11 protein-coding genes are annotated in these 13,165 nt (G+C 63.1%); 4 read left to right on the top strand and 7 right to left on the bottom strand.

Annotation, left to right across the window (positions count from 1 at the left end; genetic code table 11):
• Positions 1-127: 127 nt before the first annotated feature.
• The 4 genes from HEQ16_14110 (at position 128) to ugpC (ending at position 4,504) form a co-directional block, all read left to right on the top strand.
• Positions 128-1,465: an extracellular solute-binding protein gene (locus HEQ16_14110; protein MCO4055149.1), complete on the top strand. Its 1,338-nt coding sequence runs from the start codon at positions 128-130 to the stop codon at positions 1,463-1,465.
• A gap of 88 nt (positions 1,466-1,553) precedes the next feature.
• Positions 1,554-2,441 (top strand): glycerol-3-phosphate transporter permease, encoded by an 888-nt coding sequence (locus HEQ16_14105; GenBank protein MCO4055148.1) that lies wholly within the window; start codon positions 1,554-1,556, stop codon positions 2,439-2,441.
• A gap of 7 nt (positions 2,442-2,448) precedes the next feature.
• Positions 2,449-3,375 (top strand): ABC transporter permease subunit, encoded by a 927-nt coding sequence (locus tag HEQ16_14100; protein MCO4055147.1) that lies wholly within the window; start codon positions 2,449-2,451, stop codon positions 3,373-3,375.
• A 10-nt stretch (positions 3,376-3,385) separates the two neighbouring features.
• The gene (ugpC, locus tag HEQ16_14095; protein ID MCO4055146.1) at positions 3,386-4,504 is read left to right on the top strand and encodes a sn-glycerol-3-phosphate ABC transporter ATP-binding protein UgpC; all 1,119 of its coding nucleotides are present in this window, start codon (positions 3,386-3,388) and stop codon (positions 4,502-4,504) included.
• Positions 4,505-4,521: 17 nt separating this feature from the next.
• Here the strand turns inward: ugpC and HEQ16_14090 are convergent, their stop codons facing one another.
• The 7 genes from HEQ16_14090 to HEQ16_14060 all read right to left on the bottom strand — a co-directional run bounded on the left by HEQ16_14090 (position 4,522) and on the right by HEQ16_14060 (position 12,861).
• Positions 4,522-5,364: a metallophosphoesterase gene (locus HEQ16_14090; protein ID MCO4055145.1), complete on the bottom strand. Its 843-nt coding sequence runs from the start codon at positions 5,362-5,364 to the stop codon at positions 4,522-4,524.
• A 72-nt stretch (positions 5,365-5,436) separates the two neighbouring features.
• The gene (locus HEQ16_14085) at positions 5,437-6,714 is read right to left on the bottom strand and encodes an ABC transporter substrate-binding protein (GenBank protein MCO4055144.1); all 1,278 of its coding nucleotides are present in this window, start codon (positions 6,712-6,714) and stop codon (positions 5,437-5,439) included.
• Between the two features lie 48 nt (positions 6,715-6,762).
• Positions 6,763-7,599, bottom strand: a complete 837-nt coding sequence (locus tag HEQ16_14080; protein ID MCO4055143.1) for a carbohydrate ABC transporter permease — start codon at positions 7,597-7,599, stop codon at positions 6,763-6,765.
• 4 nt (positions 7,600-7,603) lie between these two features.
• Positions 7,604-8,509, bottom strand: a complete 906-nt coding sequence (locus tag HEQ16_14075) for a sugar ABC transporter permease (protein MCO4055142.1) — start codon at positions 8,507-8,509, stop codon at positions 7,604-7,606.
• A 22-nt stretch (positions 8,510-8,531) separates the two neighbouring features.
• Complete coding sequence (locus HEQ16_14070; GenBank protein ID MCO4055141.1) at positions 8,532-9,677, bottom strand: ABC transporter ATP-binding protein; 1,146 nt, start codon at positions 9,675-9,677, stop codon at positions 8,532-8,534.
• A gap of 497 nt (positions 9,678-10,174) precedes the next feature.
• Entirely contained in the window at positions 10,175-11,533 is a 1,359-nt protein-coding gene (locus tag HEQ16_14065; GenBank protein ID MCO4055140.1) for an insulinase family protein, read from the bottom strand.
• Entirely contained in the window at positions 11,530-12,861 is a 1,332-nt protein-coding gene (locus HEQ16_14060) for an insulinase family protein (protein MCO4055139.1), read from the bottom strand. The genes HEQ16_14065 and HEQ16_14060 overlap by 4 nt, the downstream gene beginning before the upstream one ends.
• Between the last annotated feature and the right edge of the window lie 304 nt (positions 12,862-13,165).

Raw genomic sequence — 13,165 nt, 5'->3', positions numbered from 1 at the left:
TAGCGCATCCTTCAGCCATGCGGCCGCGCACCGGAATCCAAACTGCCACAAAAGCACAACATGCCTGTCATTCCGCTGACCTAGGGAGCCATGCCGGCAGATGCCGCAAGCAGATGAGGGGTCCACCATGGCAACACGTTTATTGAGCATTGCATCGCTGGCGCTCGCGGCCACGATCGGCGCGGCGCAGGCGCAGGCACCACGCATCAAGTTCGAGTACTGGTATGGGCTCACCGGGCAGCTCGGCGAGATCATGGCCGAGCACTGCAAGCGCTTCAACGAGGCGCAGACACGATTCGAGGCGGTGTGCGTGGGCCAGGGCGGCTATGACCGGGCCGAGCAGAACACCATCGCCGCTTTCCGCGCCCGCCAGCATCCCACCATCGTGCAGATCTATGATGCAGGCACCGTCAACTTCATGCTGTCGCAGGCGACCTACAACGCGGTCCAGTTCGCCAAAGACTTCAAGATGAAGATCGAATGGAATGACTATTTTCCAGGAATCCGGTCGTACTACGCCACCTCGAAGGGCGAGATGTGGTCCTTCCCCTACAACTCCTCCACCGCTGTGATGTACTGGAACCGTGCGGAATGGGCCAGGATCGGGCGCACCGAAGCCCCCGCCACATGGGAGCAGTACGAGAAGGACATGCGGGCTCTGAAGGCCGCCGGCAGCGCCTGCGCGCTCGGTTTCGACATGGACACCTGGCAGAACATGGAGCAGCTCTCGGCCATCCACAACCAGCCGATCGCCACTATGGGCAATGGCTATGACGGGCTTGGCGCAGAGCTGGTCATCAACAAGGGCCTGTTCCCGCGCCATGTCGCCAATCTGAAGAAGTGGCAGGACGAGGGGCTGGCCCGGGTCCAGACCGCGCAGACCGGCAAGACGATCGTGCAGGCCTTCGCCGACGGCTCCTGCGCCTCGATGGTTTCCTCTATCGCCAACCATGGCGTCGTCGGCGCGACGGCTCGCGACGGGCTCGACTGGGGCGTCGCGATGATCCCGATCTATGAAGGCTTCACGCGCCACAATTCGCTGGTGGGCGGCGCCTCGCTCTGGGTCATGGCCAACAAGTCCAGGGAGGAATACGAGGCCGCCGCCGCCTTCCTCGATTTCGTGCTGACCCCGGCCGAGGTGAAGTGGATGCCGAACGTCACCGGCTACATCCCGATCACCGTCCCGGCCTATCGCCAGATGCTTGATGACGGCTTCTATGCGCAGCCGCGCTTCAAGGGCCGCGAGGTGGCGATGCAGTCGCTGACCTACACCCCTCCGACCGAGTTCACCCGCGGCATCAGGCTCGGCAACTTCACCTCGATCCGTTCAGAGGTCCGCTCCGAGCTTGAGGCGATCATGAACGGGCAGAAAACGGTCGAGGTCGGCCTGAACGACGCGGTGGCGCGCTCCAACCAGATCCTGCGCCGCTTCGAGCAGACCTTCCGCGGCCGCTCCCTGCCCTGAGCGGCAAGGCCAACTCTCCCGCGGTCGGGCAACACGCCCGGCCGCGCCTCAAGATGGATGCGGCCGATCGAGCCGCCGGGGCGCCAACATGACCGGAAAACGCGTGACATTCGCCGGGACCTGGCTGGCGGCGCTGCTGATCGCGCCGCAACTCATCCTGGTTTTCACCTTCTTCTACTGGCCGGCCGGCGAAGCGCTGTACTGGTCCTTCACGCTCGAGCCGCCTTTCGGCGGAGAGAACCAGTGGGTCGGCTGGCAGAACTTCAAGACCGTGTTCGACGATCCGCTCTACTGGAACTCGGTGCGCATCTCGGTCACCTTCGCGCTGGCGTCGACGGCGCTGGCGATGGGCATGGCGCTTCTGCTCGCGCTCTTCGTCGATCGGCAGCTTCCGGGCTACAAGACCTACCGCTTCCTTTATTTCTGGCCCTACGCCGTCGCGGCTCCGGCAGTCGGGCTGGCCTTCCGCTTCATATTCGCGCCCGATGCCGGTTTCGTATCCGCGTTGAACCACTGGTTCCCGGGGATATGGAACCCGGCGCGTGACGGCCTTGACGCGGTCATCCTCATCACCTTGGCCAATGCCTGGTCGATGGTGGCCTACAACTTCATCTTCTTCCTGGCAGGGCTGCAATCCATCCCGCGCACGCTGACGGAGGCTGCCGCCATGGACGGGTCAGGGGTGCTGCGCCGGATGGCCGACATCCAGTTCCCGCTTCTGGCGCCGACCTTCTTCTTCCTTGTGGTGATCAACCTCACCGACAGCTTCGTCAATTCGTTCGGCATCGTCGACATCACGACCGCCGGCGGCCCGGCCCGTGCGACCGACCTGATGGTCTACAAGATCTATTCCGACGGCTTCAAGGGCAAGGATTACTCGCTCGCCGCTGCCCAGTCGCTTGTCCTCATGCTCCTCGTCGTCAGCCTGACCTTCATACAGTTCAGGTTCGTCGAACGCCGCGTTCATTACAGCTGAGGTCGCCATGGTTGAACGCACCCCGATCCTCAACGTCCTGACGCACCTGATCCTGCTCACCGGCCTCGTGATGCTGCTGGTGCCGCTCTGGATCGTCTTCGTCGCCTCGACCCACGATTTCCGGACGGTGAACACGGTGCCGATGCCGCTGTGGCCGGGGAACCAGATGGTCGAGAACTACACGCTCGCCTGGAACCAGTCCGGGTTCGGGCCGAAGATGCTCAACTCGTTCATCGTGGCCATCGGCGTCACGGCCGGCAAGATCGCCATCGCGGCCATCTCCGCCTATTCGATCGTCTACTTCAACTACCGGTTCCGCAGCCTGTTCTTCTGGCTGATCTTCATCACGCTGATGCTGCCGCTCGAGGTCCGCATCGTCCCCACCTACGCGGTCGCCGCCAATGTGCTTCGGCCCTATCAGGAACTGCTCGACGCCACCGGGTTGAGCGCGCTGCTGTCGATGTTCGCAGGAATCACGGTCAGCTTGCCGGAATGGTCGATGCTGAACTCCTATACCGGCCTGATCCTGCCCTTGATCGCAACCGCCACAGGCACGTTCCTCTACCGCCAGTTCTTTCTCACTGTGCCGGACGAGTTGGCCGAAGCGGCGAAGATGGATGGCGCCGGCGCCTTGCGCTTCTTCTGGGACGTGCTGCTGCCCTTGTCCAAGACCAATATGGCCGCGCTCGCCACCATCATGTTCGTCTATTCCTGGAACCAGTATCTCTGGCCGCTCCTCATCATCACCGACATCGCCAATTACGGCACGGCCGTGATGCAGCTACAGCGCATCGTGCCGGGCCCGCTCTTCGGCGAGCCGCCGCGCTGGCACATCGCCATGGCGGGCACGCTCATGGTGATGACGCCGCCGCTGCTCGCGGTGATCTTCATGCAGCGCTGGTTCGTGCGCGGCCTCGTCCAGACAGACAAGTAGGAGCTTATCCATGGCGCACATCGACATCCGGAACGTCAGCAAGAGCTACGGCAAGACCCAGGTCGTCCACGGGGTGGACGTCGCCATCGCGGATGGCGAGTTCGTGGTCATCCTCGGCCCGTCAGGCTGCGGCAAGTCCACATTGCTGCGCATGATCGCGGGGCTCGAGGAGATTTCCCATGGGACGATCGCGATCGCCGGAGAGGTGGTCAACGAGCGTGAGCCGCGGGAGCGCGGCTGCGCCATGGTCTTCCAGAACTACGCGCTCTATCCGCACATGAGCGTGGCGGAGAACATAGGCTATGGTCTGAAGGTGGCCGGGGTCCCGAAAGCGGCCCGGCTCGCGCGCGTCAAGGCCGTCGCCACGACCGTTGGGCTCGACGAATTCCTCGACCGCAAGCCCGGCCAGCTCTCGGGCGGCCAGCGGCAGCGCGTGGCGATGGCGCGCGCCATGATCAAGGAGCCGAAAGTCTTCCTCTTCGATGAGCCGCTGTCCAACCTCGACGCCAAGCTGCGCGTCCAGATGCGCATCGAGATCAGGAAGCTGCACCAGCGCCTCAAGGCGACCTCGGTTTTCGTGACCCATGACCAGGTCGAGGCGATGACATTGGCGGATCGGCTCGTGATCATGAACAAGGGCGTGATCGAGCAGGTTGGAGCGCCGAAGGATGTCTATGACCGCCCGGCAAGCGTCTTCGTCGCGAGCTTCATCGGCGCGCCTGGACTGAACCTGCTGGATGCCGTGGTCAGCGCCGATGGCGAGGCCGTGAGCCTGTCGGACGGCCAGCGCCTCGCAGTCGACACGATGCGCTATCCATCCTTGAAGCCCGGCCCCGTCACCGCAGGCATCCGTGCCGAGGCGCTGACGATCCGGCCGCTTGGCGCCAGCTCCGGCGTGGGCATGAAGGCACGGTTCGACTTCGCCGAAGAGCTTGGCCTGGGCCAGCACATCCATGCCGAGATCGCAGGTCAACCCCTGGTGATCCATGTCGACGGCCGCCATCCCTATCGCCCGGGCGCCGCGATCGGCATCGATGTCAGCCCGCAGGACCTGCAGCTGTTCGACGCCGTGACGGGGCTGAGGATTGCTGAGGCAGATGCGGTTGTTAGGATCGAAGAGGCCGCATGACGCGCGGCGACGCAGGCTCAGGCGTTGCCTGTGCCCCAGGCGCGCACGTCGCCATAGGCTTCCGGGAAGGAAACGAGGTCATGGTGGATGAGGCCGCGCACCGGCACCACCTCATGACGATGCGAGCCGTCGGCGTGGAACTCGTGGGAGAGGTAGCCGACCATCTTCGCGCCATAGCCGGGTTGCCACGGATCGCTGATCATGAACGACGTCGCGGGCGCCCACAGGTGACGGCTGCCAGCCGAGATGGTGTCGCGGTACTGATGCACATGTCCGCAGCAGAACAGGGCGGGCGACGCGTCGCCGAGCAGGCCTGCCAGATGCCGCCTGGGGCCGGCCGTCATGAATCTGTTGCTTGTCAGGCTCTCCTCATGGCTGACATCCATCAGCGGCTTGTGCAGGAAGATGGCGAGGGACCGCCCCGCAAGGGACCTTGCCGCGTCCCTGACCAAAGTGTCCTGCTGGCCGTCGTCTAGATCGAGTCCCAGCGTCAGGGCGTTGAGGCCAAGCAGTCGCCAGCCCGGGATGTCGAAGCTCCAGGCGTCGGGGCCGACAATGCGTCGATAGCGCGCCAGCCGCTCCGCATTGACCGGCTGGCGGCGCGCCACGTCTAGATGGTCACCCACGTCATGGTTGCCGGGGATGGCACGGCATTCGAGCCCAAGGCCGGCATGGGCAGCGCGGGCTTCCTCAAGGTCAGCCTCCTGGTCCGCGCCATCTAGCGCCAGGTCGCCGGTGTTGATGACCATGTCCGGAGCGTGGGCCCGGAGATGGTCCGCCACGAGATCGAAATTGCTGCGGAACCAGGGCTTTGCAGGTGAAAGATGCGTGTCGGAAATCTGGGCGATGCGGGTGATCATGTTCAGTCCGTGATGAAGATTACGGGCGCCCGCGACTGCGAGCGCCCGAAGCGACGGGGTTGAAGACGGGTCTCAGCCCTGGCGCGGGATGAGGCGACGCACTTCGGTCGCCATGTCGGCGAGCACCTGCTCCGGCGTGGCCTTCTGCTCGGCGATGCGCGAGATGTTGTCGACCATGACCTGCGTGACGCGAACGGAGTTCTGGCCGGGGAAGGCATACCAGGGCACCATCAGGTGAACCTGCCGGGTAGCGGCCTGGAAGAGCGGGTTGGCCTTGTAGAACTCGCCCAGATAGCTTGGATCGTCGATCGCCAGCTGGTTGCATGGCACGTAGCCTGTGTTTTTGACCATCAGCGTCGTGCCCTCGGCCGAGGTCGCGAATTTGACGAATTTCCAGGCGGCCTCGAGTTTGCGAGGATCCTTCGTGGTGATCATGGCGCCCGCGCCGCCGGTGGGCAGGCGGCCCCTCGCCGGGTCGATGACAGGCATGACCGTGGTCCCAAGCTCGAAGTTGGAGCCGACCGAACTGGCGATCGAGCGCACCTGGGCGGTGGTGCGGAACATCATGCCGAGCTTGCCGGCGGCGAAGGCCTGAAGGTCCGCCGTTCCGGCGTAATTGGGCATGCCGCCCTCCTTGACCATCCGGTCGAGCAGCCGCAGCGCCGCGAGGCCCTCGGGTCCGTTGAACGCAACATCGGTCTCAGCGTCGTTGAGCATGCGGCCGCCATGGCCGTAGAGCAGCGCCGAGAACATCCAGTCATCGCCTGGCCAGCGGAAGAACATGCCGTCATTGCCGTCGCCGAGGGCACGGACCTTCCGCGCGTCAGCGATGACCTGATCCCAGCTGGTCGGAAACTTGGCCGGGTCGAGGCCGGCGCGCCTCAGCAGGGTCGCGTTGTAGTAGCTGATCGGATTGGAGGTCGCGAAGGGCAGTCCGCACTGCACCTTGGCGTGAAAACCAAGGCCGAGAATGGCTGGCGAGTAGCCCAGCCTGGCGAGATCTCCCTCCTTGGCCAGCAGCGGAGCGAGATCGACGGCGACGCCACGCTCGGCGAACATGCGGAGCCGGTTGAGGCCCTGGAAGGACACTTCCGGCATGGAGTTGGTCGCTGCGTTGCGCAGCAGGAGCTGCGCGCCATCCTCATAGGTCGGTGTCGGGTTGACATAGGTCGCCTTGACCTCGGGATGCTTGGCGGTGAAGGCCGCCATCACCGCGTCCTGCGCCTCCTTGAAGATAGCCGGCATCGAGTAATGCACCTGGATGTCGACCGTCTGCGCGCGGACGATGGACGGCATGAACACCGCGGCTGACGCGCCGCCCATCAAGGCGAGACCCTGGCGGCGGGTCATGGAGGCTGGTTTGGTCATGGAGGTTCTCCCTGGCGTGAATGCCGGCGCTCAGCCCTTGAGCCCGGTCATGGTGATGCCTTCGATGAAGCGGCGTTGTGCGAACAGGAACGCCAGCACGAGCGGCGCGGTTACCAGCACGGCTGCGGCCATCAGCGCTCCGTAGTCATCACCCGCCTCGACGGAGCGGAAGGCGAGGATGCCCATGGCGGGCGTGTAGAGGTCGCCCTTCTGGATGACGATCAACGGCCAGAACAGGTCATTCCAGTGCGCGACCACCGAGAAGATGGCGAAGGCGGTCGCCGCCGGCAGCGCATTGGGCACGATCACGCGCCAGACGATGGAGAACTCGCCCATTCCGTCGATGCGGGCGGCATTGATCAGATCGTCCGGGATGGCGCGGAAGAACTGCCGGAAAAGGAAGATGGCGAAAACCGAGCAGGTGAATGGTGCGATCAGGGCGGTGTAGCTGTTGAGCAGCCCAAGGTGGTGAATGCCGAGATAAAGCGGCAGCGCCGTCGTCTGATAAGGCACGAGCAGACCCAGCATGACGAAGCCGAAAACCGCCTCCCGGCCAGGAAAGTTCAGCTTCGCCAGCGCATAGGCCGCAGGCACCGCAAAAAGGATCTGAAAGAACAGGATTCCGAAGCAGACAGTCAGTCCGTTGAAGATGAAGGTCCAGACGGGAACCGTCTTCAGGACCTTGCCGTAATTCTCTACCAGCGCCCAATTATCTGGAATGAGCGACAGCGAGGCCTTGAAGACTTCGTCCTGCGGCTTCACCGAAACCGCGATCATCCAGATGTAAGGCGCAAGGACCACGAACGCGGCAAGGCTGAGGAGCGCGAGGCGGGGGAGATCCTTGATCAGCGGGCGGTGGCTCTCCATCACGTCACCCGTAATGCACGCGCCGGTCGATAAACCGGGTCTGGATGAGCATCAGTCCCAGCACGATTGCGAGGAAGACGAGCGTGATGGCGGCCGAGTAGCCGAATTTGAAGTAGTGGAAGCCCTCCTGATAGATCGTGCGCAGCAGCACCTCGGAGGCGTGGTTCGGCCCGCCTTGCGTCAGCGTCTGCACGGTGTCGAAGACGCGTATCGAGCGGGTCATGGTGATGATGATGACGAAGAGCATCGTCGGCCCGAGCATCGGCCAGGTCACCAGCCAGAACTTGGACCAGCCGCTGCGGGCGCCGTCGATCTCGGAGGCCGCGTAAAGTTCGCGCGGGATGGCGGTCAGACCCGCCAGGAACAGCACGAGGTTGAAGCCGACATTCTCCCACACGCCGATGAAGCCGAGCGAGACGATCACCCAGTCGGACGAGCCGAGCCAGTTGGGCGCGCCGGCACCGATCATGCGCAGCAGCGCGTTGAGCGGCCCGATGCTCGGATGCAGCAGATACTGCCAGGCTGTCGCCATCGCGACCGTCAACGAAACCACCGGCAGGAAGAACACCGCCCGCCAGAAAGCCCGTCCGCGCGCGCCTGCTTCGATCAGCACCGCCAGCCCGAGCGCGATGCCGATCGATAGCGGGGCGACGAAGAGGCAGTATACCACGGTATTGCGGATGGAGGCGGCGAAGGTGCGATCGCTTGCCATGTCCGCGAAATTGGCGAATCCGATCCAGCGGAAGCTGCGCGCGCCGAACTCGTAATCGGTGAAGGCCAGGGCCAGCACCGCGAGCAGCGGCAGCAGTATCATGGCGAGGTAAGCGAGAATGGCGGGCGCCGCCAGAAGCCAGGCCACGCCAGCGTCGCCACGCAAGGCAGGCGTTCGCACAAGCGTCGCTGCCGACATGGGCTGGCTCTGGATCGCTGCGTCAGCCATGGGCATGTTCCCGTTCCCGGGCATGGGAGGCAAGCCGCCGGCCATCGCCGTCGAACAGCATTGCCTTCGCGGGATCGGGCCTCAGATGCACCATCTCGCCGCGGGCAACCCGCCGCCGCATCTCGGGCGCAAGCCGGCATACCACCGCTTCGTCGCTTTCCCGCACGAGCGCATGGACCAGCAGGCTCTCGCCGAGATATTCGAGGTGTGTCACGCGCGCGGCGATGCCTGAGGGCGCAAGCGACAGATCCTCGGGACGCACGGCGAGCAGGACGGGGCCGGACCCCGGCAGCCGTGTCATCAGGCCGAGCGCCACGCCGCCTGCCATGGCATGGCCGTGAACGTCGAGTTCGGCCGCCAGCACGTTGATCGAGGGTGAGCCAATGAAGCGCGCCACGCGCAGATCCGCAGGATCGGCGTAGATCTCCTCGGGCGAGCCGATCTGGAGGATTTGTCCCTCCATCATCACGGCCACGCGGTCCGACATGGTCATGGCCTCCGACTGGTCGTGGGTGACGTAGACGGTTGAAGCCCCGACACGGCGATGCAGCGCCACGATCTCGGAACGGGTCGTGACCCGAAGCGCGGCATCAAGGTTGGACAGGGGTTCGTCCATCAGGAAGGCCTTCGGGCGCCGAACAATGGCGCGGCCGAGCGCCACGCGCTGTCTCTGGCCGCCCGAGAGTTGCGCCGGCTTGCGCGCAAGCAGCTTGCCGATGCCGAGCATCTCCGCCGCCGCGGCAACGTCCGCTTCGATCATGCGTCGCTTGTCAGCCACGCCCGGCAGCAGGCCGCCCATGAGCGGGATGCGCTCCGCCGCACTGAGCCGCCGCATGATCAGCGGCACGCCGATGTTCTGGCGCACGGTCAGGTGCGGGTAGAGCGCATAATTCTGGAACACCATCGCCACGTCGCGGTCAGCAGCGCGCAGCCCCGTCACCTGGCGACCGCCGATCTCCACCGAGCCGGCGCCGACCGCTTCCAGCCCCGCTATGATCCGCATCAGGGTCGTCTTGCCGCAGCCCGACGGTCCCACCAGTGACAGGAACTCGCCTGGAGCGACGCTGACGGAGACGCCGCGCAGCACGTTTGTCGTCCCGAACGACTTGTGGATGTCTTGAAGGACAATGCCGGACATGCGCACCCCGATACTCAGGCGTTTCGGGGCCCGGATGCGCCGGGGTCATGAACCTGTGACGACAGTTCGATGACTATGGCGTGACACGGGCCTGCACGCTGGCGTTATCCCCAGATGGCGCCCTCAGCGAACTGGTTGCCTTGTCGCTCATGCGGTGTCCGTCAGCACTTGCTCTGCCGGCGCCTTGCCCGGCCCGGAGTTCGCTGGCGCGGTCCTTCGGTTCTGCTTCATCTTCGCTCCTTGCGGCTGCGATGAACCAGAAATCCTCCCTTCGTGAAGACATCAAATCTGTCTCATGGAGGCTGACGGGGAACAGAGGCACGTCAACGCACCGCGATTCGAGCAGGCCTGCCAAGGGGCAGCATCCCGTTCAAGCCAGCGATTGCCGACATTCTAATCCCGCAGAGATGGTGGCGGCAAAGGTGGGTCGCTTTGTTTGAAAAGGCCGAGAATGTCGGATGCAGCTGCTTTCCCTTCCCAGCCTCCGCCGGAACCCATCAGCGAAGAGCGGGGCAGGTCTTCGCTTTCTCCACTTCCTGTATAAGGCAGAAATCAGAAAACCCGGCACCCCTGGGAGCAACGACGATCGTTGCGACCGGTTTGCCAGCAAGCCGCTTCTTCAGAATGGCATTCACCTCGACGAGGGAGAATGCTGCGACATAATGCAGGAAATTCTCGATGTAGTCGGGAGTTTGTCCGTCGAAGAGCGCCCCTCGCAGCAGCGTGGCAACCGCGGGTGGACGACGGATACTCTCGTTGTACTCTGTGCTCAGCCGCTGGCGTTCGGAATCAAGCTCGTTCTGGCTCAATCCATCGACCAGAAACCTCTGATGCTCCTTCCGTATTACGTCAAGCGCTTCGATCGCGCGCTCATGGGCAACCATTGAATTCATGGAGAAAACGACCGGTTGCGAGATCAGGGAGACGGTCTGGGCCGTCACGCCATACGTTGCGCCGAGTTTTTCGCGCACCTCGCGATGCAGGCGAGCCTGAAGCGCACGGGCCGAGATGAAGGCCATCGTTTGCTCCTTGCCGTTTTCAAAAGCGCTCCATCCGCCAATCAAGAGCATGGTCTGGGCCACATCAGCTTCGATCAAGACCGCGCCGCTGACCTCTTTCCGGGCAAAGATGGGCTCTGGAAGTTCCGCACCTGTCACCGGCAGCCCGGCGAACAGCTTGTCGATCTGTACAGCGGCCTCATCAGCGCTTGCCGGCCCCGCAGCAGCGATCACCAGACCCTTGCGCGTCAGAACGGAACGTCTCCAATCCTCGATCTGCGCGAGCGATGTCGCTGTGAAATTCGCCGGGTCTTCCTTGGTCCATCCCAGCATCGGGCCTTCATCCCACAGGAAATGAGCTCCGACACGGTTGGCGATCAGGATCGGCTGCCGCGCGGCCTGTGCGATGGCAGCAAGGTGTGCCTTGCGCAGATCTTCCAGCCTCGCCGCATCCATCGCCGGATCAGCCAGCGTCTTCGCCATCAGGTTCAGGGCCGCCGCGAATTTATCAGGAGGTGCAAACACACCGCCGATCGTGTGTTGAGGCGTCGAGGCAAGGTATAGCTGCGCTTGCGCATCCTTGACGTCTTCGACGAATTCGGTGCGACTTGCTCCTTTGGGGCCTTGCATGATCAGGGCAGGCCCGAATACAGCGATTCCCTTGCCATTTGGCTGTCGCGCGGCGAAACCGTCTTTCCAGCCGAACTGGATGGCCTGTGTCTGGCCACGCGGCAATTGCACATAGCGGAAGGCCAGTCCTCCCGGCGTCACGTGATCGGCGGCCCGCCATAGAACCTGCGCCTGGGCGGACAGAAAAGTTTGGAATGCGAAGGCGCAGGCTAAAATCAGAACTCTCATGGTCTTGCCTCCTCATTCGGCAACAGCACGCCGCTGACCAAACGGCCTGGACCTGTGAACGCTGTATAGGCTGCGGTAATCTCGGCTTCCGTCACCCGTTCCAGGTAATGTGGCATCCGCCCAAACTCTGAAAACGGACGCCCCGCCGCAAGCCACTGCACGAGCTGGGGAAAAACCTGTGCCGGCGCTTGCGACCCTTGGTTGGCGGCATCGATTGCACGTTTCCGCATGCGCTCGATGTTCCGCGCGCTTGGCGTGATGGAACGAGCCTCGCTCAGCAAAAAATCTGCCATTGCGCCGGCCAAGGTTGGACCATCAACGCCCTCGGCAACATCCGCGCGAATGTCGAGCAGAAACAGTCCCGGCCGGATCCGCCCTAGCGACGCAGAAAGCTGCTCATTGGGGATCTTCCGTTGTTCGATGATGAAATCGTAAAACGATCCGGTCAAACGGCTCCGCAGCAGATGGTTGAGTACAGAGACAGACGCCAACTCGGCCAATTCTTCTCGCTCAGGCATACGGAACAGCTTGCGCATCACAATTGATCTTTGTGTGGATTTCTCGTTTTGCATGACGATATCCAGGCGCGCATCCTCTACATCAACCGGTTTGTCGGAAGGACGGGCGGGCAACGAAACTGGAGCTTCCAAACTGGCAAGCTCCCGTTCCGCAATTTCCCTCAGCACTTCAGGCGCAAGGTTCCCGCGCACGACAAAGGCGACGTTGGAAAGATGATACCAATTGGCGTGGAAAGCTTTCGCGTCCGCCGCATTCAGCCCCTGAATTTCGTTTCTTTGGCCGATGGTCCAGGAACCGAGAGGGTGACTACCGAAAAGCTGTTGGTCGATCTTGCGCAGAAGCGGAGCCGCCGGGCTCGACCCAAGCCGCCAATCATGTTCCTGAAGCACGATCTGCCTCTCGCGCGCCTCCAGTTCGCGGGTGATCTCGAACGGGCGCAGCCTCGCGGCATAAAACCGGAACAGGCGTTCAAGCGCCGCCTTTGGCCCTTCTGCGGAAACCGGCACGCGATGCGTGTATGCCGTTGCGCGGGAGGTCGTCCACCCATTGGACATCATGCCGGGAAAGGTGGGGAGCGCCGCGTTTTCACTTTTGCCGTCCCGGCCCGCGAGGATCAGGTGTTCGAGGTAATGCGCGATGCCCCGGCAGCCTCCCGTCTCATCGGCGCAACCTGCTTGCACAACCATCTGGAAGTCCAACGCTGTGGCCTGTGGATCTTGGACCAGAAAAACACGCTCGCTTATCTGAATCTGGCTAAAGGCGCTCTGCGAGATGAACAGCGATGCCGCACTGACGAGCGACAAAGCCATTCGACGGACACTGCAATAACTTGCCATCCCTGATAGTTACGATTGCCCGGATTTTTTGTCAAAATGAAGCGTTGCAATAACGGCGGCAGTTCTTTTCACATGGGAAATTCCGTGCGCCTATCGTGTCCATGATCGGCGATCGGCTCAAATGTTCGTGTCTGGCGGGTTTCGATGCCCCCATTTGGATCTCCGGCCCGGTCAGGCGGTGATCCATCCCCCATTGGATTGGTTCATCTGCAAGGATGTTTCATGGCAATGAGGAGGAACCGATTCATGCCGGGAAAGCGTCACAAACCCGAAGAGA

Source organism: Bosea sp. (in: a-proteobacteria) (assembly GCA_023910605.1).
In the GTDB taxonomy this organism is placed as follows: domain Bacteria; phylum Pseudomonadota; class Alphaproteobacteria; order Rhizobiales; family Beijerinckiaceae; genus Allobosea.
This window is presented reverse-complemented; position numbering and strand designations above follow the sequence as displayed.